Origin of the sequence: Spiroplasma endosymbiont of Anurida maritima (assembly GCF_042465095.1) — a bacterium.
Classification (GTDB): Bacteria; Bacillota_I; Bacilli_A; order Mycoplasmatales; family Mycoplasmataceae.
Genome location: NZ_CP102059.1, coordinates 172,220 through 196,796, shown reverse-complemented (window position 1 = coordinate 196,796; position 24,577 = coordinate 172,220). Strand labels below are relative to the sequence as shown.

Annotated in this window: 22 protein-coding genes; 18 read left to right on the top strand and 4 right to left on the bottom strand. The window is 25.8% G+C overall.

Going from position 1 to position 24,577, the window contains the following annotated elements:
* Positions 1–26: 26 nt before the first annotated feature.
* A complete protein-coding gene (locus NPX79_RS01045; protein ID WP_381415279.1) occupies positions 27–638 on the bottom strand; it encodes a superoxide dismutase in 612 nt (203 codons plus the stop codon).
* A 114-nt stretch (positions 639–752) separates the two neighbouring features.
* Between NPX79_RS01045 and NPX79_RS01040 the strand changes: the two genes are divergently transcribed.
* Genes NPX79_RS01040 through NPX79_RS01030 form a run of 3 tightly spaced genes read left to right on the top strand, consistent with a single transcriptional unit; the run spans position 753 to position 4,543 of the window.
* Positions 753–1,715: a CPBP family intramembrane glutamic endopeptidase gene (locus tag NPX79_RS01040; protein ID WP_381415278.1), complete on the top strand. Its 963-nt coding sequence runs from the start codon at positions 753–755 to the stop codon at positions 1,713–1,715.
* A complete protein-coding gene (locus NPX79_RS01035) occupies positions 1,715–2,653 on the top strand; it encodes an RluA family pseudouridine synthase (protein ID WP_381415277.1) in 939 nt (312 codons plus the stop codon). Before NPX79_RS01040 ends, NPX79_RS01035 begins: the two co-directional genes overlap by 1 nt.
* 3 nt (positions 2,654–2,656) lie before the next feature.
* The gene (locus NPX79_RS01030; RefSeq protein ID WP_381415276.1) at positions 2,657–4,543 is read left to right on the top strand and encodes a transporter; all 1,887 of its coding nucleotides are present in this window, start codon (positions 2,657–2,659) and stop codon (positions 4,541–4,543) included.
* 14 nt (positions 4,544–4,557) lie between these two features.
* Here the strand turns inward: NPX79_RS01030 and NPX79_RS01025 are convergent, their stop codons facing one another.
* Complete coding sequence (locus NPX79_RS01025; RefSeq protein ID WP_381415275.1) at positions 4,558–5,544, bottom strand: NAD(P)/FAD-dependent oxidoreductase; 987 nt, start codon at positions 5,542–5,544, stop codon at positions 4,558–4,560.
* 60 nt (positions 5,545–5,604) lie between these two features.
* Here NPX79_RS01025 and tsaE point away from each other — a divergent pair, with 60 nt between their 5' ends.
* From tsaE to NPX79_RS00980, 9 genes are all read left to right on the top strand, one after another.
* Positions 5,605–6,024 (top strand): tRNA (adenosine(37)-N6)-threonylcarbamoyltransferase complex ATPase subunit type 1 TsaE, encoded by a 420-nt coding sequence (gene tsaE, locus NPX79_RS01020; RefSeq protein WP_381415274.1) that lies wholly within the window; start codon positions 5,605–5,607, stop codon positions 6,022–6,024.
* Positions 6,024–6,593, top strand: a complete 570-nt coding sequence (tsaB, locus tag NPX79_RS01015; protein WP_381415273.1) for a tRNA (adenosine(37)-N6)-threonylcarbamoyltransferase complex dimerization subunit type 1 TsaB — start codon at positions 6,024–6,026, stop codon at positions 6,591–6,593. The genes tsaE and tsaB overlap by 1 nt, the downstream gene beginning before the upstream one ends.
* Positions 6,594–6,995 (top strand): ribosomal-protein-alanine N-acetyltransferase, encoded by a 402-nt coding sequence (locus NPX79_RS01010; protein ID WP_381415272.1) that lies wholly within the window; start codon positions 6,594–6,596, stop codon positions 6,993–6,995.
* A 10-nt stretch (positions 6,996–7,005) separates the two neighbouring features.
* Positions 7,006–7,773, top strand: a complete 768-nt coding sequence (locus NPX79_RS01005; protein WP_381415271.1) for a hypothetical protein — start codon at positions 7,006–7,008, stop codon at positions 7,771–7,773.
* A 96-nt stretch (positions 7,774–7,869) separates the two neighbouring features.
* Positions 7,870–10,608: a glucose PTS transporter subunit IIA gene (locus NPX79_RS01000; protein ID WP_381415270.1), complete on the top strand. Its 2,739-nt coding sequence runs from the start codon at positions 7,870–7,872 to the stop codon at positions 10,606–10,608.
* Between the two features lie 9 nt (positions 10,609–10,617).
* Positions 10,618–11,727, top strand: a complete 1,110-nt coding sequence (locus tag NPX79_RS00995) for a MupG family TIM beta-alpha barrel fold protein (protein WP_381415269.1) — start codon at positions 10,618–10,620, stop codon at positions 11,725–11,727.
* Positions 11,728–11,873: 146 nt separating this feature from the next.
* Positions 11,874–12,077 (top strand): hypothetical protein, encoded by a 204-nt coding sequence (locus tag NPX79_RS00990; RefSeq protein WP_381415268.1) that lies wholly within the window; start codon positions 11,874–11,876, stop codon positions 12,075–12,077.
* 39 nt (positions 12,078–12,116) lie between these two features.
* The gene (locus NPX79_RS00985) at positions 12,117–12,974 is read left to right on the top strand and encodes an MAG4270 family putative restriction endonuclease (RefSeq protein ID WP_381415267.1); all 858 of its coding nucleotides are present in this window, start codon (positions 12,117–12,119) and stop codon (positions 12,972–12,974) included.
* Positions 12,975–13,037: 63 nt separating this feature from the next.
* The gene (locus NPX79_RS00980; protein ID WP_381415266.1) at positions 13,038–14,237 is read left to right on the top strand and encodes a DNA cytosine methyltransferase; all 1,200 of its coding nucleotides are present in this window, start codon (positions 13,038–13,040) and stop codon (positions 14,235–14,237) included.
* A 32-nt stretch (positions 14,238–14,269) separates the two neighbouring features.
* On the opposite strand, the gene NPX79_RS00975 is transcribed toward NPX79_RS00980, so the two are convergent.
* Positions 14,270–15,958, bottom strand: coding sequence for a ribonuclease J (locus NPX79_RS00975; RefSeq protein ID WP_381415265.1), 1,689 nt, complete (start codon positions 15,956–15,958; stop codon positions 14,270–14,272).
* A gap of 143 nt (positions 15,959–16,101) precedes the next feature.
* Positions 16,102–16,686 carry a peptide deformylase gene (locus tag NPX79_RS00970; protein WP_381415264.1) on the bottom strand — a complete coding sequence of 195 codons (585 nt, stop codon included), beginning with the start codon at positions 16,684–16,686 and terminating at the stop codon, positions 16,102–16,104.
* A 99-nt stretch (positions 16,687–16,785) separates the two neighbouring features.
* On the opposite strand from NPX79_RS00970, the gene NPX79_RS00965 reads away from it, so the two are divergent.
* The 6 genes from NPX79_RS00965 to NPX79_RS00940 all read left to right on the top strand — a co-directional run bounded on the left by NPX79_RS00965 (position 16,786) and on the right by NPX79_RS00940 (position 24,545).
* Positions 16,786–17,349, top strand: a complete 564-nt coding sequence (locus NPX79_RS00965) for an RsmD family RNA methyltransferase (protein WP_381415263.1) — start codon at positions 16,786–16,788, stop codon at positions 17,347–17,349.
* 1 nt (position 17,350) lies between these two features.
* Positions 17,351–17,950: a guanylate kinase gene (gene gmk, locus NPX79_RS00960; RefSeq protein ID WP_381415262.1), complete on the top strand. Its 600-nt coding sequence runs from the start codon at positions 17,351–17,353 to the stop codon at positions 17,948–17,950.
* A 32-nt stretch (positions 17,951–17,982) separates the two neighbouring features.
* Entirely contained in the window at positions 17,983–19,269 is a 1,287-nt protein-coding gene (gene rsmB / locus NPX79_RS00955; RefSeq protein WP_381415261.1) for a 16S rRNA (cytosine(967)-C(5))-methyltransferase RsmB, read from the top strand.
* Positions 19,270–19,383: 114 nt separating this feature from the next.
* Positions 19,384–21,060: an arginine--tRNA ligase gene (argS, locus tag NPX79_RS00950; RefSeq protein WP_381415260.1), complete on the top strand. Its 1,677-nt coding sequence runs from the start codon at positions 19,384–19,386 to the stop codon at positions 21,058–21,060.
* Positions 21,061–22,655: 1,595 nt separating this feature from the next.
* Positions 22,656–22,898 (top strand): TIGR04561 family membrane protein, encoded by a 243-nt coding sequence (locus NPX79_RS00945; RefSeq protein ID WP_381415259.1) that lies wholly within the window; start codon positions 22,656–22,658, stop codon positions 22,896–22,898.
* 21 nt (positions 22,899–22,919) lie between these two features.
* Positions 22,920–24,545: an MSC_0882 family membrane protein gene (locus NPX79_RS00940; RefSeq protein ID WP_381415258.1), complete on the top strand. Its 1,626-nt coding sequence runs from the start codon at positions 22,920–22,922 to the stop codon at positions 24,543–24,545.
* The last annotated feature ends 32 nt before the right edge of the window (positions 24,546–24,577 follow it).

Genomic DNA, 24,577 nt, shown 5'->3' with positions numbered 1-24,577 from the left:
GGTCTTTGTTTTTTATTTATTAAATATTATTTATATTCATTATATAGTTTTTCAATTTTATCTCAGTTAATAACTTTTAAAATATTTTCAATATATGCTTTACGATCATTTCTGTAATCTACATAATATGCATGCTCTCAAACATCAATTCCTAAAATTGGTTCTAAACCTAACATTCAAGGGTTATCTTGATTTATTGTGTTGATTATTTCTAACTCTTTTTTATCATTTAATATTAATCATGTTCATCCACTTCCAAAAACAGACATACAGTTTTCAACAACTTCTTTTATTAAGCTTTCATATGATCCAAATTTATCATTAATAGCTTTCATTAAACTTCCATTTTTTAATGCAACTCCATTTTTAGCTAAAATATCAAAATATAAGTTATGATTTATTAATCCTCCAGCCATATTTCTAACTTTTGATTGGATTTTTTTATCAAATAAGTGTAATTTTTGGTTAATATCTTTTAAAGTTGTAACTCCGCTTGGTAATTTATGATCTGAAATAATAGAATTTAAAACAGTTTCATAAGCTAAGTGGTGCTTATTATAGTGATAATTAATTTGTTCTTCTGATAGAAAAGGTGCTAATTCATTCATTTTGTAAGGTAATTGTATACGTTTAAACATATTTGTCTCCTTTGACTTATTAATAATCATTTTTATTATTATATAATATTTTTTAACCTTATACTTATAATATATAATAATAACAAGAGAATTTTTTAACATATAAGGAGAATAGTGGATAATATAGAAAATACAAAAGTAAAATTAGTAGATAAAATTAAATATGATAAAACATTAATAAAAGAAGGATTTGTTCAAAATTTTGATTTTAATACATATGATCATAAAAAAACTGGGCTTATTTTTATATTTACAGCCATTATTTTCCCTTTTTCAATCAATATTTTATTAAGTTATCTATTTGCAGATCATAAACAATACGCTTTACTTGCTTCACAAGTTATTGGTTGAATAATTGCTGCAACTGGTGGGATAATAATCTATAAAAATGAAAAAGATAAGTTCATTAGAACGGGTGCCATTGGGTTCTATATCTTCTTATTTTTAGGACCTGTAATTTCCTTTATAATAAGTTTAGTTTTGGGGGTTATAAATCCTAATTTAACATCAATACCAATAGAAGTTAATTTTTCAGTGCAAATAATAGCACAAATAATATCAATATATTTTATTTTTAAAGCTTCACCACAAACTTTAAAAAGAATTAAACATACAATTAAAAAACAAACAAAGCTGCTTGTTGTAATTGTATTATTGTCGGGTTTAATAATTATCTTGGCTAATGTTGCTTTTTCTCAACTTGATTTTTTAATTAATAAAAAAACATCTTCTAATCAAGAATCATTATTGCAAGGATTAAATAAATGATGAAATATGGTATTGATGTTTATATTGGTTGTTTTAGTGGCCCCAGTAATTGAAGAGTTAGCAACCAGACATGGTATTTTTACACTATGTGGTAATGAGTGATTATCATTGTTGGCTAGTACACTATTTTTTGCTGGAATGCACATTCAAGCAACTGGAGAGTGAAATCATTTATTAGCTTATATAGCGCCCGGGTTTTTATTAGGTCTACTATTTATTTTTGTAAATGGAAATGTTACTTATGCAATATTTGCTCACTCATTTATAAATTTAGTATCATTCATTTTACTTGTAGGAGGTACTTTATAATGAATAACAATCGTGTAACTTTAAATGTGTCAACAAATGATGCAGGACAAACTATATTTAGTTTTGTAAAAAAAATGTATAAAAAAATGTTAATAACAGAAATTTATAAGCTTTTTCGTAACAAAGATATAAAAATTAACGGTAAAAAAACAAAAGATAGAAAAGTGATTTTAGAAAAAGATGATGTTATTGAAATCTATTATCCAAATATTAATAAATTTGAATCAACTAAAATTGTTAAAAAAATTAATTTTGATTTTGACTATTCAAAAATTAATATTGAAGATTGAATTTTGTACGAAGATGATAATTTAATGTTAGTAAATAAACCACATGGATGAGAAGTACATTCAAACTTTAATATGTCACTTGATGGTTTATTACAATATAAATATAGTCAAAAATATAAAAATGAGAATAATTTTAAAATAAGTCACATTAATAGAATCGATAAATATACTAGTGGGATTGTCTTATATGCTAAGAATTTAAAAGCTTTAAGTTACTTTAATAAAAATATATCTAAAGTATCGAAAAAATATCTAGCAAAAGTGCAAGGGGTATTCCCTGAAGTTTCAGTTGTTGAAGGTTATATTTATAAAAATGAAGATAACAATAAAATGATCTTTAATAAAACTGAGTACGATGATGCACAATTTGCAAAAACAAGATTTAAAGTTTTAGAACGTTATATTGACTTTTCAATTATTGAAATAGAGTTACTAACTGGAAGAAAACATCAAATTAGAGCTACTTTAAATTATTTAAAACACCCAGTTGTAAACGATGTAAAGTATGGAGCTAAACATGTATTTAAAGCACCTAAAATTGAACTTTATTCATATTATGTCGGTTTTAAAGAACTTGATAACGGGTTTGAGTATTTAAATGGTAAAATAATAGTAAATGAAAAGCTAATTAACGAGGTTAATTTATAAATTATGTTATCAGCCAAAAAAAGTTTTACAAGTTCATTAACAGGGGTCTTCCTGTCGCTATTGGCGACAGTTTTTCAATTTATTATGATTTTTATTTTATTGAAAAACTATGGAGCACAGTTTAATGGGTTTATTAAAAATATAATTGCGATTGTTGCCTTTTTGGGTAGTGTTGAAGGGGCTCTTGGAGCTATTACAGTTATATTTTTAATAAAACCAATTCTACAAAAAGATTACATTGAGATTAATGACATTCTTCGCGGGGCTAAAAAACAGTACCGTATTGGTGGAATGGTTGGGTTTATTCTTTTAGGAGTAATAACACTTGTTTATGGAATATATATAGTTTTTATTGATGGGGGAATTACTTTAGCTGGAGATAGTTCAATTGTTCCTGCGTGACAAATTTTTGTTATTATTATTGCAATCGGTTCTAAAAATTTAGTTACAGTATTTTGAGTAGGTCACTTAGAAAATTTATTACAAGCAGATCAAAATAATTACATTAGAAGAGTAATTATTTTGATTATTGATTTAGTTTTTTATAGTTGTCTATTTTATATGTTATCGTTACAACTCGATGTCTATCTCCCGTTTTTAGCGTATGCGGGGTATTCTGTTGTAAAAATGATTTTAATTAAAATTTATGTCTTTTTTAATTACCCATGATTAAATATCGGAAAAGGAAAAGATGATTATAAGTTATCAAAAACAGTGGCGCGTTCTGTTTGACGTAATATTGGTGAATCCTTATTATTAAACTTTGATTTTATTATTATTTCATTATTTTTAGGATTCAGAATTTCATCTGTTATTTCTTTATACATGACAATAGCTGCCGGGTTTAGAAGTATTATGTTAATTTTGATTAATTCTTTTAGAGAGTTTTTCACAACATGAGTTACCAAAGATGGAAGAGTACAATGGAGCAGTTTTATTAAGTTTGAAACAATCGGGTTCATTATTGGTGGATTTGTTTTTTTAAGTCAATTTATTTTAGCACCATACTTTACACAAACAATGTTTGGGACACAATTATATAGTGATTTACATCAATGATCTCCTCAAGAACTTGCCATTTTTAGTGAAGTATTATTAAAACCAACATTTTCATTATTAATTGCTTTAATTTCAACTATTCTAATTATTTCAGAACCTTCAAATGTTATGGTTTATGCTAAAAATAATTTACAAAAAACATCAAAAGTACTGTTTATTTTAGGTGTTTTAAATACTTCACTTTCAATTATATTTGCTTTAATCTTTACAATTGCATTTGAAGACTTTAGAGTTGCTTTATACTTTATACTTGGAACATCTATTTTCTTATTATTAGTACGATACCTCTATTTATCGGCATACAACTGACTGTATCAAACATACAATAGTTCTTTTAAAGGATTATTTCAAAATTGATTTTTAATTATTTCTATAATCTTAGGCGGAATTCTCTTTAACTATCTATATTTAAATGATGCTTTTAAACCGAATGATATATTCGGATTCAACGGAACAATCGGCGATCCAGATTTTAGTTTAAGTATTAAAATGACTTTTGCCGGAATTTTAGCATTCTTTTTAATAGTTACTGGTGGAATAACTCTGTTTATTATTTTGTTATCTCTTGTTTTTGCAAGAACAACTATTGTTAGTTTGTTGAAAAGGTTGCCAATTGTTAGCAGAATTATTAGAAAGTATGAACAAAGAAAGAAAATTCAGAGAGAAAAATTATTTGGTTCTAACTTTATTACCTTAGAAAAAACAGAACAAAGAACTATTTCAATCGATGAAACAGAAAAAATTCTATTGAACTCATCAGTATCAATTGATGGGGAATCAGACGTTAAAGTTGAAGATACAAAAGATATTTATACAATAAAAAAAGACTAGTGAATAGTCTTTTTTTAATTATGTAAGTAACCTGGGTGATATTTATCACCATAGATAATTTTTGAAATATTGTATATGGCTGTTATTGCTTCTCCAAACCCAGTTGTTAAATTATAGTATTTTCCATCATAACCAGCACAGTTACCAGCTGCATATATATTTGCTTGTGATGTTTCACTTTTTTGGTTAATTAGTATTTTGCCAAATTTTGTTAATGAAATATTTCATAGTTTATTATTTCCAATCGACATTTTACTTCCATATTGAACTAAAAGATTATCAAAATCTGTAAATGATATTATTTCATTATCTTTTGAAGTATCTTTGAATTTTAATTCTACTAACTTTTTATCTTTTAGAACATAAGAATCTAATACTAAATTTTTAAGTACTTTAACATTATTTTTATTTAGTAAATTCACACCAATGCTTTTAGCTCTAAATTCATTTCTTCGAATTATAATTGTATTTTGAGAGTTTTGGCTAAAATGATTTGCTCAATCTACAGCAGAATCACCACCACCCAAAATAATATTTTTTTTATTTTTAAAGATACTTTCAGAATTTACTTTGTAATGTAAATTTTCAATATTTTCTTCTCTGATATCAGCTTTTACAGGATTAAAAAGACCATTTCCTGTTGTTATTAAAATACTTTTAAATAAATAAATCATATCATTAGAAAATTTAACTTTTACTAAATCATTTATATTTTCAATATGATCAATAAATGTATTTGTAAAATGTTCAAACTTATCATTCTTGGCATTTTTTGTTTGCTCTATTAATTGTTTTGCAAAATTACCCCCAGTAACTTCAATTGTTCCGGGAATATCATAGATATTTTTATTTTCATATAACTCTTGGGGTTGCCCTCCAAGTTTATCGTTACTTTCTATTAATAATCCACTTAATCCTAGCATTTTAGCACAAGTCATAGAGTAAACACCCACAGGGCCACCACCAACTATTAAAATATCTTTTGTTTCAATATTATTCATTTTTCTCCATGTTATAATTTACGTAATAATATTAAAATTATATAATAAAGGTCAAATAATATGCAATTTAAAGTAAAAAACATAAATAATTATGAAGATATATTTAGTTTCTTAAAACCAGTTTTAAGAAAAAATATTGTATTTTTATTAAGTGGAGATCTGGGGGCTGGTAAAACAACTTTAGTAGGTTATCTGTTAAAAAATTTAGGTCTAAATCAAGTTGTTAATTCTCCATCTTTTTCAATTCATAATAACTATAATATAAAGGGTCTAACTATAAATCACTTTGATTTTTATCGTCTTGATAAAACGATGATTGATTGAGAATATTATTTGTATGAAATGGAGAATAGTTTAAATTTTATAGAATGAAAACACAAAGATATTGATTTAAACAATTTTAAACCTTTAAAAATAATTACAATTGACATTAGTGTTTTAGATGAAGAACAAAGAATTATTAATATAGAAGGAGTATAATGAAATTATTTTTAGATACAACAACAAGTTTTTTTAACATAGGATTAATTGATAAGAGTAATAATTTAGTTGATTTTATTTCACATAATAATGAAAGAAGTCATACAGAAAATTGTAATGAACAGTTAAAAAATTNNTTTTTAGAAAAAAATAATATCACTTACAAAAATATAAGTGATATTCTATTAATTATCGGACCCGGAACATTTACCGGAACTAGAGTAGCTTTAACAATTGCTAAAACAATTGCTTACATTTATAAAAACATAAATTTATTTACAATTACTTCTTTAGATTTTCAATTGGAATCTCTTGAAGGCATGTCAGTAGTTAAAGCTTATGGAGATAACTTTTATGTCGTTGGTTATAAAGGTGGCAAAAAAATATTAGTTGAGCAAATACTTGATGAAACTACATATATTGAAATGGCAAAAGATTTAAACTTAGATATTATAAAAACAAATAAACAAATATCTGTTAAAAAACTATTGTTGAAAAATATGAAAAGGTTTAAAAAAATAGATAATGCTAGGGAATTAAAGCCAGTTTACATTAAGGGTGTTATTTAAATGACAAAGATTTCTAATGCAGATGGACTTTGATGCTATTTATTATTCTCAAAACATATTAATTATTTAAAACGTAAGTATGTGGACTTTATTAAAATGATTAACGATCCAAATTATATATGTCTAAGATTAAATTATGAAGGTTACATAATAGCCTTAAAATCTGGAGATGATATTGAGATTATTGATTTGGTAGTAAACATATCTAATCAAGGGACTGGTTCAAAAATATTATCACTTTTTACAACTGATTATATTATTAAAGATCAAAATATTTTTTTAGAAGTTAATGAACAAAACACTAAGGCAATTATGTTTTATAAAAAAAATAATTTTAAAGAAATAAATATCAGAAAAAATTATTATAATAATAAATATGATGCTATTATTTTAAAAAAGTAAAAAGGAATTTATGAAATCAATTTATGATCAATTAGAATTATATGAAAGACAAAAACAAAATAATTCTTTTAGGATTATATCAAAAGAATTATTAAAAGATTTTTTTACCGGAAATTTTCGCTCTCAATCAAAGTTAGCTAATGACTGTTATATGTCTCCATCCACAATTACATATTTTTCTAAATCTTTAAACTTATCAGGATATAGAGAAATGATTGTTAGGCTTAAAGTAGAATATGAAAATCATAAGTTTAAAAGCAACTCAAAAAATGATGAAAGTAATTTCATAGAGTTTGAATCAAATAATTTAAAACAATATTATTCAGCGATTAAATGACTAAAAAATAATAATGTTTTTTTAGAGTCTTTAATTAACGAAATCAAAAAAACGCAAAAAATAGTTGTCTTTACATCTAATCAAATTCACTCTGCAGCTTCTTTTTGAAAAGAACTAATGTATGATGTAAAAGATTTACAGTTGGAAATAATAAATCCTTCGACATCAAATATAAATTTTTTTGACAAAGGTTCTATATGGAGAAATAGAAGTTGAACAAAATTATTTATTGTTTCGGGAAGAGATATAAGAACTATTACAAAAATGTTAGAAAATACAAACGAAAAAAACATATATGCAGTTTTACCAAAAAATTTATATGACAATTTTTCTTTTGAAAATAGAATACCGTTTGATTTACAAGGGGATGATTACTCACTATCTTATAGGCACATAGCCGTGGAAGCAATGTTAACTTTTTTAACAAATAAATTAACTTAAAATACTTTGAAATGTTCAAAGTATTTTTAATATCTCTTTAAAAAGTAGGTTTTTTTTAAAAATAAGTAGAAAATATTTACATAGAAAGGGAACCAAATGGAAAAAAATAATGTTATAAAAATTTATTCTCCTGTTGATGGTGAAATAAATTTAATTGAAAATTTAAAAGACGATGTTTTTTCTAAAAAAATGTTAGGTGAAGGTATTTATATTAAACCCACATCGAATGTTTTTTATTCAATGTTTGAAAATGGAAAAATATCGCAAATATTTCATAGTAAGCACGCTATTTTTATGCAACCTAATTTTAAAGATGCACCTTCATTGTTAATGCACATAGGTTTAGATACAGTTACATTAAATGGTAAAGGGTATGAATTATTTGTAAAAGAAGAAGAAAAAGTAAATTTAGATTCTAAAATTGTTAAAGTAGATATGGATCTTATCAAAGATAAGGGTTTATCTACAGAAACGCCAATAGTTTTAAATGCTCAAGAATTTAAAAACTGAAAATTAAATATTTTACAAAAGACTGGTAAAGTAAAGGCCGGTCAACTAATAGCTGAAATGCATTTTATAGAGCAAGAAGTTATTAAAGAAAAGCCGGTAAAACTAAACTTACAATCTTTCTTTAATAAAAAAAATAAATATAACTCATTAGCACAATCTCTTGAAAATATAGTTGGAACAAAATCTAATTATGATGAAGTTTATAATTGTATGACAAGATTAAGATTTAAAATTAAAAATAAAGAATCTGTAGACACAAGCAAGATTAATGATCTTGATATGGTTAAAGGGTTTGTTTGAAATGGAAAAGAACTGCAAGTTATTATTGGTCAAGAAGTTGATAAAGTAAAAAAAGAGTTTAGTAACTTAGTAGATAATAGTAATGGTTCTAAAAAAGATAAAGAATTTAATTTACAAGCACGTAAACAAGAAGTTAATAAATTTAAACAATTCTTAAGTATGTTTGGTGGAATTATGTCACAAATAATTATCATCTTTATTGGGGCGGGATTAATACAAGCTTTAATAGGGTTCTTGGTAATGGCGGATGTTATGCCGGAATTAAGTTTTGCTGATATGGATGGCCCTGCAGGATTAAAAAATGCAGAATGATATTGAGTTATATTGTTTGCCATAGGTAAGACAAGTGGTATGTTTCTAGGTATTTCTGTAGCGGTAGCTGCAGCTAACTACTTTAAGCTTAACATGGTCTTAGGGTCTGTAATTGGTATGGTGTTATCATCTCCTGCTTTATTTTTAGATGGAGCCGGAGGAATGGGTGGAGAATGAGTCATGATTAATTTTGGCGAAGTATCTACTGGTGACGCTGAACTAGACTTTATTGTAAATATGACTTTAACAAAAATAAGAATAACATTTGCTGGTATTAAAATATTTGTAATTATAACATCAGTATTTATTGCAANNAAAAAAATTGATGACTGAGCTGTTGCAAATATAACACCAACACTAAAAATTATGTTTAGACCATTCTTTGTTATACTTGGAACTGGTTTAATAGCATACGTAATTTTACTTCCTTTATGAAATGTACTTGAAGGAATATTAGCTGTTATTATGTACTATGTTGGTAAATTACCGTTAGGTATTGGTATAGGTATTTATGCCTCAATTGTACAAGTCGCTGTTATTTTCGGATTACACCTTGCTTTAGGTATGGTGCATATCATACAAGCAATGGTTAGTGCTTCAACTGGTGATGGAGGTTATGCAATGTTTGGGCCAGGGGGTACAATTTCAGTTTATGCTCAACTTGGAGCTATGATTGGATTACTACTTGTAACAAAAAATGCTGCCGAAAGAAAACAAATGTTAGGGTTAATACCTGTAGGTCTTGTTGGTATTACTGAACCGATTTTATATGGATTTAACTTACCAAGAAGAAGACCATTAATTGCGGGTATTATAGCTGCATTTATTGCTGGTTCCTTTATTGGGGCAACTGGTGTTCATGGAACAATATCAACAGGGCTTGGACTATTTGAAATTGTAGGATTCTTCCAATATACCCTTTATGATCCAACCGGATTAGTGGCTCCTCTGCCTAATATCACCAACGGAATATTATATATTGTGGCAATTTTAATATCAATTGGATCGGCAATACTAATTTCTATGCTTTTATGTAAAGAAAGAATAAGTGAAAAAACTGCCATTAGCATTCAAAGTAGAAAACTTATGAGATTTTTAAAAGTAAAATATGCGACTCAAAAACTATTAGGAATAAGTATGGATGAAGAAGAGTTGAAAAAAGATATAATTAAAATTAAAAAATTAAAGCATATTTTTTCAATACATGAAATGAAAGAAATAAAACATGTAGAAAAAACAATTCTTGCAAAAATTAAACTTGAAACAAAAATATTAACTTTAAATGAAAAAGAAGAAAAATTAACAAATAATTATTTAGAAAAAGGGCGTTTGTTATTGTTGAAAGACAAAAAAGAACAAGCTGAAAAAATTAGAATAAAAATAGAATCATTAAATTATGAAGATTTAAGAAACAAATTAAAAGATAATTTAAAAGAAATAGAAAAAACATTAACATTAGATGGAATAAACAATTTAATTAGCACAAAAAACAAAGAAATCAAAAAAGTTGTTTTCACAATTCAATCTTTAGAAGAAAATGAAAAAGAACAAATTTTAAGTAACTTTTGAAATGCAACAAATATAATGTTAATTCAATATAAAATATTAAATANNAAGAAAAAAGAATTTAATTTCTCAAAAGAAATAAAAAACTTAAAACTTAAAAGCAACGATCTAAAAAATAAAGATAAAATTAGTTTATCTACAAAATAAAGGAGGAATATGTATAAAAAAAATATAGGTATATCTATATACCCAGAGTTTTCAACATTAGAAAAACACATAGAATACTTAAAAAAAGCATCTGATTATGGATATAATCAACTATTCATGTCGTTTTTACACCTTTCTAAAGAAGAAGTAAAAAATAATTTAAGTAATTTTAAGAAAATTATAAAACAAGCCAAAAAATTAAAATTTTATGTTTGTGTAGACATATCTACTCAAACACTAGATGTTCTTAAAGAGAATATTTATGAATTAAAGATTTTCAAAAATATGGATGTAGATTGTTTAAGAATCGACACACCATTATTACCAGTTCAACTGTCAATTATTACACATAAGGTAGGTATTGATATTCAAATAAATGCCAGCATAGATGATTCATTTGCTCAAAATTTATTAGATTTTAAACCGATAAAACACAAGATTTCGGCTTGCCACAACTTTTATCCACAACAATTAACAGGATTAAGCGAGGAATTTTTTAACCGAACTAGTAAAAAATATTATGATATGGGAATAAAAGTTAGTGCATTTGTTGGTAGTCACCATGGTATTTATGGGCCCCAAAAAACACAAGTTTTAGAATTGCCAACTATGGAAAAACATAGAAATATGTCAATATCAGCCCAAGCAAAAGAACTTTGAGCTTCTGGATATATAACTGATATTTTAATAGGTAATGAATTTGCAACAGACGAAGAGTTAAAAGAATTAGCTGAAGTTACAAGAGATACAATAGAATTTGAAGTTCCAAAAATAGATATTTCAAATATTGAACATAAAATATTATTTAAAGACTTACACTTTAGAAGAGGAGATGCAAGTGAATATATGATTAGATCTCCTTTAACAAGAGCATTAAATAAAGGGCAAATAATCGAACCAAGAAACAACGATAAAGAAAGTTTAAACTTTGGTGATGTCGTTATAGTTAATAAGAATGATGAGCATTACCAAACAGAATTAATGATAATAATAAAAGATAACACTCCAAACATAAACAAAAAATTTAATTATTTATTTACAATAAATAAAGAAGAATTAAGCTTAATAAACAAAATTGAAGATTCAACATGATTTAAATTTTCTCCTAAAAATAATTAAAAAAAGAAAAAAATAAACTATAATGTTTATTTTTTTCTTTTTTTAATAATATTTTTTCACACCTCATGTATTAAAAACAAGTGTTGTTTACGATAGAATAATATTATTATGTTTAAATAAATATTTTAAAACACTGGGAGCACTTTATGTATTATAAATTTTCATTCAACTTTAGTTCAAAACAAAAATCAAAATATGAAACAAAAGGAATCGCTAATTATTTTTTCAATGAAAGAGGAAATATTGTATACTTTTATCCAGAAGTAAAGTCGTCAAAGTATAGGTTAAATGATCACTGTTTAATAAAAGCAGATAGATATAAATGACAAAAAAATCGGAATGAAAATTAAGGAATGAAATTTTTAATACTTATAAGGTATCTGAAATTTGTGNATTGTAAAAAATTAGAATTAATTTCAGAAGCACAAAAGGAAAAGATTAACAAGTTAGCTATAAGAGATAATTGATTTAAATGTAGAATATTAAATTTTGAAGGATTTATAACTGGGTCAAACTCATCTGGTGCAGAAACATCCCTTAGTAGCACACCTTATTTAATTGATGATGATTCAAATTTTAAATTTTTTAGATTTATTAATGCTTTTAGTAGATTTTTTAATGACAAATTAAAAAAAGTTGATTTTTTAAGTGATAAATCTACTATTATAAATATAAATAACTTTAATGATCTTTTTGAAAAATTTCCCAACCTGGAAAACATTTTTAAAATATATAATTTTGATCTTTTACACAATGAAGATGAAGCAGAAAAATATAAAATTCAATTTGAAAGCAGTTCAAGTATTAATGATGCTTATTACAAAGAGGGGCTAGAGTTAGCTAAGAGTAGGTTTGATTCAAAATTATTATCAGAAACACAATTTAAAAACCAATTAAGAAGTACATTTTCAAATAGAGTTTTACATTTTATAAAAAATGAAAAAACAATTTCTTCAAAAAATTATTTAAATCGAAAAGTTTTAAATTCTGATAGAGCACATATCATTTCTTTTAGTTCCTGTTTTAAAGAAGGTAATTATGAAAAGGCTACATCTCCTTACAATTGCTTAATGTTAGATAAAAATACACATGGTTATTTTGATGCAGATGCTATAACATTTACTCCAGAAGGTGATATTATAATTGGAGACAACCAATTAGCAAAAGAAATAGAAGAAGAAAAAGATATAAAAGATTGTTTATTGAAGACAAAGATAAACCCAAATATATTAAAAATAAAAAAATAAATGGTTTTATAAAAGAAAATTATAAATATTTTATAGAAAATAATAGAAATAAATAGGTGAAAAATGATAAAAATTAATGTTTTTGAGACATTTGCCGGCATTGGTGCTCAACATAAAGCTCTGAGCAATTTGAAAAATAAAAGTGTTATAAAAGATTTTGATGTTGTGTATACTAGTGAATGGTATACAGAAGCAATAATCGGCTATAATGCTATTCATAAAAAAGATATTAATAAAAAAGATGCAAGTATAAGTTTGCAAAATAAAATTGATTACTTAAAAAATTTTACCTTTTCTAAAGATTCAANNAAAAACCCTTTAAAAAATATTGACAAATTATCAAATTTATTTATTGATAAACTATATGAAGCAAATAAAAACATTAACAATTTGGGAGATATAACAAAAGTCAAAGCAGTAGATATTAACAAAAATGTAGACTTATTAACATATTCTTTTCCTTGTCAAGATTTAAGCATTGCAGGAAGAGGTGCTGGGATGAGTGAAGAATCTAATACAAGAAGCAGTCTTTTGTGGCATATAAAAAGAATTTTAATTGAGTTTAAAAGTCTTAATAAATTACCAAAAATACTTCTTATGGAAAATGTGAAAGCTATTAAAAGTAAAAAACATGTTGAAAGTTTGAATAAATACATAAATGATTTAAAAAATATTGGTTATAATTCATATGAATTTATAGAAAATGCTATTGATCATGGCGTGCCCCAAACACGAGAAAGATATTTTTTAATTTCAATACTAGATAATTTGGATAACACAATGGACAAAAATACTAAAATTTTCAAAAGAGATAGTTGTAAACCATTTAAAGATTTTATAGATTTTGAAAACCTAAAAAGTGTTAACAGAGAAGAGCAATATATAAAAGCAATTCAAAGGCAAATATTGGAAAAAGAAATATTAGATCCTTTGGGTGAAAAGTTTAAAAATTTAGGAGTGTACCCAACTTTTGCACAAGCAAATATTGTTACAGGAATTAACCATAATTTTATTCCTACAATAACATTTAGTGGAGAAAACTCTAGATTAAAAATTCTAAACCAATCTGAAAAGGAATATTTTGTTAAATATTTAACAGGTAAAGAAAATTTAATGTTAATGGGGTTTGAGGAAGCTGACTATTATAATTTATTACATACAGGTATAACAGATTCGAAAATTAGTGGCTTAGCAGGAAATTCAATTGTTGTTAATGTTTTGGAAGATATTTTTAGAACAATATTTGAAAACGTTAAATTATAATTAAATATAATCAAAAAAATAAACCGCGAGGTTTATTTTTTATTTAAGATAACTGGAATTATTAGTGGGTTTCTCTTTTTATAACGATAGATAAAAGGAGATAAAGATTGTTTAATACCATTTTTTAAAGAACTGAAAGTGGGTTTAGGTCCTTTTAAGGTTTGGTTAACAACTTCTTTTGTGATTCTAATAGATTCAGCAATTATATAACCTGATTGTTTTACATAAAAGCTTCCACGAGAAATAATTCTTGGAGTTGATAGAAGGGTATTTGTTTGAGAATCAATTGAAATGATAACTGCAATTAACCCATCTTTTGATAAAATTTCACGATCTCTTACAATAGCTGTTGTTTGACCTGATAAATCTTTTCCATCAACGTAAACTGGATCAGCTGGAACTCTTTTTTCAACTTTAGCAGTTCCGTTTAGTAATTCAATTTGATCACCATTTGCACAGACAAAGACATTTTCTTTTTTAACGTTTACACTGTTAGCAGTTTCTCCGTGTTGTTTTAACATTCTATAATCTCCATGCATTGGCATAAAGAATGTTGGTTTTAATAAAGTAAATAATAATTTTTGTTCTTCTTGTGAAGCGTGACCTGATGTATGAATCAAGTTTTCTGGTGAGTTTTCAATAACTTTAGCACCACTTTTAGCTAAACGGTTAACAACTTGTTCAACATCAGCTTTATTTCCAGGAATAGCTGAACTCGAAAAGACAACTGTATCTGTTTTTTTAATTGAAATATGTTGGTGACGTTTATTAGCAATTCTTGATAAAGCAGCTAATGCTTCACCTTGACTACCAGTTGCTAAAATTAAAATTTGACTATCTTCGAATTTTTGTGCTTCATTTGGTTTAATAAATGATTTATCAGCAATTTTTAAATGTCCCATTTCACGAATTATTTTAATAATACGTTCTAAACTTCTTCCAAAAACAATAATTTTACGATCGTATTTACTTGCTAATTCAACTATGTGTTGAATTCTATGAACGTTTGATGCAAATGTAGTTACAAAGATACGTCCTTTTGCTTTTAAGAATATTTTTTCAATATTTGAAATAATTTCAGTTTCAGTTGGAGTATATCCAGGAACTTCAGCATTTGTACTATCAGCTAATAATAATGTAACACCTTCTTTTCCAAACTGTGCCATTTTTTCAACATCAGCATTATGGCCTAAAGGAGTTCAATCGAATTTATAATCTCCAGTACTAACAACCTTACCATTAGGAGTATCAACAGCTATTCCAAACGCATCAGGAATTGAGTGATTAACAGCAAAATATTTTATTTTAAAGTTTTTAGTAGAAACTAATGAGTTATCACTAACTTCTTTAATAATTGTTAAATGTGACAATTTATGTTCTTTTAATCTATCTCTAATTAAAGCTGCTGCTAATCTTGGAGCATAAATTATTGGTATTTTAACTTGTCTTAATAAATAGGGGATACCACCAATATGATCTTCATGACCATGAGTAATTAATAATCCCTTAATTTTTTCTTCATTTTCTTTTAAGTGTGTGTAATCAGGGATTACAGCTTCTACACCTAATAAACTTGAGTTTGGGAACTTTACTCCCGCATCTAAAATTATGATCTCTTGATCATGTTCTATACAATAAGTATTTTTCCCGACTTCTTCTAAGCCCCCAAGAGCAAATACTTTAGTTGACACATTTTGTGCCATGTTATTTAAATTTTCCATTATACCTTCCATTTGTGCAAAAAGTTATTTAGTTTTATTATTTTGAATTATCATATGTAAATTACTATTATGATCTTTAAAAGCACAATTAAATTAATTACAAATATTATAGCATGTAATTTTATCTATATACATCATTCTTTTTATAAAATAATATACTCATCATTTTTATATGGTTCTTTTTTATTTATGTGATCGTAATATAATTTACCAATTAAATGTTCTTGTTCATGTTGAAAAACAATTGCTTGATAATTTCTAGCCATTACTTTAACTTGTTTTTCTTGTAAATAATCATATCCTTCAATTATTACTTTTTGGCATCTTGGAACAAATCCTTTGTGATCTTGTCTTACGCTTAGACAACCTTCACCTTCCTCAATACAAGCTAATTGTTTACTAAAACCAGTTATTACAGGGTTTATTAAAGCGTGTTCTGTAATCTCAATTGAACCATCATCTAGTTCTTCTTGAAATCTAATATAATACATGTTTATGTTAGCTCCAATTTGTGGTGCTGCTAGTCCAACGGCTGGCCTAACAACGCTTTGTTCGTTTAAAACTGGGTCTTGAGAAAAAACCACAAATTCTATTAATTTATCCATAATATATTTATCTTCTTTATTTAATGGAAAACTTACGTCTTGTGATTTTTCTCTTATAGATTTTTGATCATCAAAAACCAATCATTCTTTACTTGGTGTTCCTAAAAATTGCTTATTACTCATATAATCTCCTTAAATGTTCATAAAATATTATAGCACATGCAATTTTTAATATTTTTTTTATTTAATATTGTATAATTAAGAAAGATATTGAAGGTAGAAATGAAAATAATTAGCGGTAAATATAAAGGTCTAGTATTAAAAACAATCGATTCAATGAACACAAGGCCGATGTTGCAAAGAATTAAAGTAGACGCTTTTAATATATTGAACAATTATTTTATTTATGAAAATAAAGTAGCCGTAGATATATTTTCTGGGAGCGGGCAATTAGGATTAGAATCTTTATCAAGAGGAATAAAATTTTGTTATTTAAACGATAAAAGTTTAGATGTTACAAATATTATAAAAACAAACACCAGAATTATTGATGAGTCATCTTATCAAATAACTAATTTTGATTATTTAGATTTATTAAGTTTTTTTAAGAACAATAATATTGGAATAGATTTATTATTGTTAGACCCGCCATTTAAAAATATTGATTTTTACTATAATACATTAGATTATGTGTTATCTTCAGATATCTTAAATCAATATGGAATTGTAATGTGTGAATCTGAAATAGAATTAGATTTTACAAAATATTACAATAAAGGTTTAAAGTTATTACAGTTAAAAAAATATAAAAATAAAACATTATATTTGTTAAGGAGAGAAGAATAATATGAAGAAAAAAGAAGGATTTTTATTAATAATATCTGGCCCATCAGGAGTTGGTAAAGGGACAATATGTAAAAAAATATTTAAAAACGAAGAATTAAATTTAGAATATTCAGTTTCAAAAACAACTAGAGAAAAAAGAGAAGGCGAAGTTGAAGGAAAAGATTACTTTTTTGTTTCAAAAGATGAATTTAAAAAAGATATTGAAAATGATAATTTATTAGAGTACACAAGATTTGTTGGGAACTATTACGGAACACCAAGAGATTATTGTCAAGAACAAATTAAAAAGGGTAAAAATGTTCTTTTAGAAATAGAAGTTCATGGAGCAAACCAAGTTATGCGTCGTGACCCAAACTCATTATCAATCTTTTTAGTTCCTCCAAGTTTAAAAGAACTTGAACAAAGAATTCGTGATCGTAGAAGTGAATCAGAAGATATTATTGAAGCACGTCTTGCGAAAGCAAAAGAAGAAATTCCGCAACAAGTTAACTATGATTATGTTGTTGTAAATAATACAGTTGAACAAGCTGCATTAGAAATTGAAAGAATTATTACAAGTGAAATGTCAGACAGAAACAGTTCTGGAGGGGGCATAGTATAAAATAACAAAATTGAAAGTACTAAGGTATAAATATGAATAATATAAGACAGTTATCACATAAGTTGATTGTAGAAATATTGCAAAAGAAGAACTTTTCTAACCTCGTTATAAAAGAGAACATTAATAAAATTGATAATAACAAAGATAAAAGTTTGTTAGTTAGAATTGTCTTAGGTACAATTCAAAATAAATTATATTTAGAAAATATTGTTAGCAAATATATCAATCCCGAAAAAACAAACATGAAAATTAAAATTTTATTTTGAATGAGTTTGTATCAATTTTTATTTTGTGACAGAATTCCTGAATACGCAATAGTGTATGAGGCTGTTCATATTGCAAAATCAATTAATGTTAAATTAAGTGGTTTTGTTAATGCCACATTAAAGAAAATGGTTTCATTAGAGAACCCAAATATTCATAATGAAAGCTATGATCCCAATAATATTGTTAATGAAGAAGAATTTTTATTAAGATATTCTTTTCCAAAAGATTTATATAATCTTTTAATAAAGCAGTACAGTGATAAAGTTTCAGAAATTAATAGTTTTGTAATAGATAACACAACAACACCAAAAATTTCATTCCGTGTTAATACTTTGAGAATTTCGGTTGAAGATTTTTTAGAAAAATTTCCAGAATGACATTTTGTTCCAAGCGCAATTGCTAAAAATGTGTTTATTTCAAAATTACCTTTAGTAAATTCAGAAATGCATAAAAATGGCTTAATTTATTTACAAGATGAAATGAGTGCAAAGGTTGTAGAATTTTTGGAAATAAGTACAGAAGACAAAGTTCTAGACATGTGTACAGCTCCAGGTGGGAAAGCCAGTTATATCGCCCAATTATTAAACGATAACGGAAACTTAACTTGTTATGATATTTCAACATCAAGATCATTTTTAGTTGAAGAAAATTTCAAAAAGTTAGGCATTAAAAATGCAAAATTAAATGTGGCTGATAGTGCTAAAATTGTTAGTGATGTTAAATACAACAAAATTTTGATTGATGCTCCGTGCTCTGGTTATGGTGTTATTAAAAGAAAACCAGAAATAAAATACAATATTGGAAATATATCAGATAAAAAACTTTTAAGCATTATTCAAATAGATTTATTAAATAATGCTAAAAAGCTATTAGCAAAAGATGGCATAATTGTTTATTCGACTTGTACTATAAACAAGTTAGAAAACCATGATATTATAACTAAGTTTTTAGCGGAAAATAAAGATTTTGAATTATTATTTGAAGAACAAAAATTTGGTTTTGAAGATAATACAGATGGATTTTATATTGCGAAACTAAAAAAGACTACATAAACTTAAAAAAAATCCTAAGTAATTAAGGATTTTTTTATTTTTTCTAATTATATGTGAAAAGATTAATTTATTTTTGTATAATAATATAAAAGTATATTTTAATAAGAGGTAAAGATGAATCATAATATTATAATAATTAAGGAAATTATTCAAAAATTTTTAACTAAAAATAATTTATCAGAAGAAGTTATTTTAGAAAAACCAAATGCAAAAGTTAATGCTCATTTAACGACAAATGTTGCAATGATTTTAGCAAAATTATTGAAGAAAAACCCAAGAGAATTAGCACAAGAAATTAAAGATTTTGTTCTTAAAAATGATAAAGATAAAATAATTAAAGAAATAGAGATTGCTGGGCCAGGATTTTTAAATTTTCTTTTAACAAAAAAAAGCANNTTAGATAATGTATTAAATCAAATTTTTAAATTAGCAGATAAATATGGGAATTTTCCAAAAACAAATTTAAAATACAATTTGGAGTTAGTTTCAGCAAATCCAACTGGGTTCTTACACGTGGGGCACGCAAGAAATGCGGCTGTTGCTAACAGCGTTGGGGAAATTTTTAAAGCATTAGGTCATGATGTAGAATATGAATATTATGTTAATGATGCTGGGAATCAAATAAACATTTTAGCTATTTCTGTTTATAATGCATATTTAGAAGAGTTAGGTTTAGAGAAGTTTAGTTTAGAAGAGTCTTATGCTGGTGTTATGTATAATGATTTTGCAAAAACAATTATTAAAGAACATGGAGATAAATTTAAAGGTCTTTCAGTAACTGAAAGCAATAAATTGTCAGATGAAAAAACTCATGAATTTTTTAGAGAGATTTCTGTTAAACATTTCTTAAAAGAAATAAGCCAACAATTAAAAGATTTTAATGTACCAATTGATCACTATTCATCAGAAAAAGCAATGTATACAAACAAAGTTATTGATAATGTTTTAAAGAAACTAGCTGAAAATGATGCAACTTATGAAAAAGACAATGCTCTTTGATTAAAAACTACAGAGTTTGGTGATGATAAAGACCGTGTTTTAGTTAAATCTGATGGTTCATACACATATTTACTACCAGATATTGCTGGGCACAGTGTAAGATACGAAAGAACTAAACCAGATCACATGGTTAATTTTTTCGGCGCAGATCACCACAGTTATATTTTAAGAATTTCTGGTTCTTTAAAGAAAATTGGTATTGATAAAACTGATTTAGAGGTTGTAATGATTCAAATGGTGCGTTTAATTAAAGATGGGGCAGAATTTAAAATGAGTAAACGTAAAGGAACTGCAGTTTGACTTCAAGATTTAATTGAAGACTACGGTGCTGATCCTATTCGCTATATGTTAATTTCAAAATCACCACAAAGCCATATGGAAATAGATGTGGATTTATTCGAAAACCAATCAGCAAAAAATCCAGTATTTTATGCAAAATATGCGACAGCTAGATGTTCACAAATTTTAAACAATGCTAAAAACTTTGGAATTGATGTTAAAAAGAAAGATTTTAAAAATTTAAAAACTGAAAAAGAACTTGCAATCATAAATGAGTTAGATTTATTTGCAAGTTATATTAAAGCGGCGGGGGACAATCGTCACCCACACATTATGTGTGAGTATGTACAAAATTTAGCAAGAAATTTACACTCATATTATAATGAGACTAAAATTTTAGATNGCAAAAATATTGAAGTTTCTGCTAGCAGAGTTACTTTAATTTCAGCTATTTATCAAGTGTTAAAAAATGCATTTAAATTACTCGGAATTGCTGTTGCCGATAAAATGTAACAACAAAAGGAATTAAATGAAAAATACATGAGATGTTTATATATTATATCCATTAATAGTGATAGCCTTACTGGTAGGCTATTATTTTTTGATTAAGAAATCTAATTTAGTTACCAAAAAAAGAGGATTACTTACTAATTTATTGCAAATATTTTTATTATGATTTGCATTAACATTTATGAGTGACACAAATTTTGGGGTAATGGGATTTTTGAAAAATATANATTTTACAATCGTGCAAACATCCACAATAATCTTTTTAACAACAGGAACGCTTTATTGTGCTTTGGTTTTTTTACCACTACAATCTATTAAGTTTTTAAGAACTAATAAGGGTCTAAAAATAACTAACATGGTTATATATGCAACATTGATTTTTATTGTTATTTTAGGAATGTTCATTGCTCACATGAGCATTGCTATTATTATGATTATTTTAATTGGAGCAGGTATTTCATTAAGAAGTAACAATTATTTATATTTCAATAAGAATTATACAAAGCAGTTATATCCATTTAGAACTGTGGCTTTTATAGCGCCTTTAATATCATTAGCTATTTTTTCATCAATTACTAGTTTAAATGTTATTAAGGAAGCTTCTATTAATATTCCTGTGGAATGACAAAATTTTATTATTTTATTATTTGCCTTAATAGTGCTACTTTGTTCTTTTGGTTTATATATATTTTATGGTTCACAAGAAGACACTCATGATGATTTTGAAGAAGCTGAATTAAGTGTGTTAGAAAAATTTAGCTGAAAAAAAGTTATTATTATGTATGTTCTAGCTGTTTTAGTTGTTTTATTTAAAGAAATTATGCAATCTAATTTTATGCAATTTTATATTGGACAATTTTTCTATAATGATAATCAAAACGGTTTATTTATTGATCAAATTTTGCGCTTTAATTCATTCTTGTTTATTATTCCGGAAATATTCTTATCATTTTTTGCTTGTACCTGACTTTTTAAAAAAATAGGTGTTAAATACACATTTGGTTCAGGCCTTGTAATAGCAATGTTTGCTTTTGCAATTGGAGCTATGATTGATAATAAGTATGTTTTCTTTTTAGTACAATTTTTAGCCACTTGTGGATTTACATTATGTATCTCAGGAATTATAGCACTTTGTTTGGATTGACAAATAAGAGCAGGTCATAAAAAACCAGTGTTTAATTTATTGTTAATTGTAATATATGGTACACAAGCAATATTTAAAATTGTCACAATGTTAATGGAATATCGTGGAGTGGGAATTTTTAGGTTTAAGGATGCCACAGTTAACTACAGTGAAAATTTATCAATCATTCATACTTTATACGATGTTTTTTCAATCTTAATGTTAGTTGCGTTTATTGTTACATTAAGTGCTGCTGTTATTTGATTTTATTTGGGAACTTATGTTGTTGCTGAATACTTAAATTATCACAAAGAAATGTTACCAAAAATTAATAATGTCTTAAAAAATTCATTCTTGAAAAAAGTAAAGTCCAAAATTGTTGTAAAAGAGTAGCTAATCTTACCCCTAAAATATTATTTCTAAATATGGTATAATAAGAAATATAATATCTAAAATAAAGGGAAGTGTATTGCTAATGTTTAATATTGAAATTTTAGATTTAAATATTCCTTTAATTTTTATTTTAGGAATTTTTTTAGCAGTAGCTATTGTTTTGTTATTGTTATATTTTTTACTTACTTTTTCTTTTATTAAAATTAATAAAAATAAGGTAAGTATAATTAAACAAGCAAGATCAATAAAAGATAAGAATGAATTTAATGAACTAATTATGGAGATTGAAAAGGAAATCGAACTAGTTAGAAGCAGTAACAAATAATATTAAAATCTGGGGGTAATTATGGGGATATTAGATAGCTTAAAAAACATTGCAATGGATAAAGAACAAAATAATAACCAACAAAATCAAAATAATACTGCTAATGGTGGTAATCAAAACACTAATTCTAATAATGCAAATAATCAAGGCTTAATTAAACCAAATAATGATTATAAACAAAATCAATTTAAAAGCATTGATGATTTTTATGATAAAAATAAAGGAAATAGTTTTGTTAACAATCCAAGTAACTCTAATCAATGAAATGTAGAAAATGAATTATATAAAAACCAAGTACCGCCACAAAATAATTTTAATAACAACAATAATCAACAATCATATTACAACCATGATAATGGATATAATTATTCACAAAACAATAATTACCAAAGACCAAACTTTAATGATTTTAAAGGGTTTCGCCATGAGTTTAATGAAAATGGTCAACCTAATTACCAACAACAAATGCAAAACCCAATGATAAGCAATCAATTTAATCAAAACTACCAACAACCAATGAATAATAATAATATGGATTACCAAAATCAAGGGTTTCAACAATCAATTAATAACAATGGTATAAATCCACCAAATTACCAACAACAAATGCAAAACCCAATGATAAGCAATCAATTTAATCAAAATTACCAACAACCAATGAATAATAATATTGTTAATCAACAAAATATTAATGGCAATGTCCCACAACCATATAATGTCCCAGCACAACCAATTGTTAGTGGTTATGGTGAAGTTCAAAATCAAGGATTTTCTAATACATCACTTGTAAATCAACAAAAACAAGAGCGATATAAATTTAACGACAAATTCGGTAAAAGATATATGAGTGAAATGTCGGGAGAAAGAATTCCGAGAGCTATTGCTAAAGAAATAAAAGCGGAAAAACTACGTGCTTCATTAATGATATTTATGGGGAGTGTATTATCAGCAATTATGATTATGTTTATCGCTTTATTCTTTTATGCTAAAGAAACAAGTGCCACTATGATTATTGGGATAAGTGTTGGCTATATTCCGAATGCATTTTTAACAATTATTGGTTTAATTATCTNNTTTTTAGCTATATTCCTAATTGGAACCTTTGAACTAAAAAGAATAAGAGCAGAGGCTAAAAAGTATGTGTTTAACTTAACTTTAGGTCAACACACAATTCCTTATTTTTTAATTAATAACTACAAAAAAATGGTAAAACGCCAAGTTGTTATGAATTGAATTTCATTTACAGTTTATGGATTTGGATTGGTAGTGTTAGGTCTGTTATATGGATTGAACGCTTTTGCTGGTGTTGATTTCTACATTGGATTTTGAAACTTAGGAACTGTTGCGGAGTTAACAACAGCAATAACAGTTAATATTATAATTTTAATTTCAATGTTGGCAGCTCACATCGGAAACATTGTTGTAACAAAAAAAAGAAAAGCAAATATTATTGGCTATTATGGTTATCAAATTGTTGACCAACAAGAATTAGATGCTTTAAGAAAACGTACAAATAAAACTTGTTTAATTGTTTTTATTTGTTTTATAATTATTGTAACTTTACTAATTACTATTCCTTGATTAATTATTAGAAGAAGAAGAAGTGGAAAAGGAATTCCGGTTTTAGGAAGATTATTTTCAAGATAAAAACATAAGTTTTTATCTTTTATTTTGGGAGA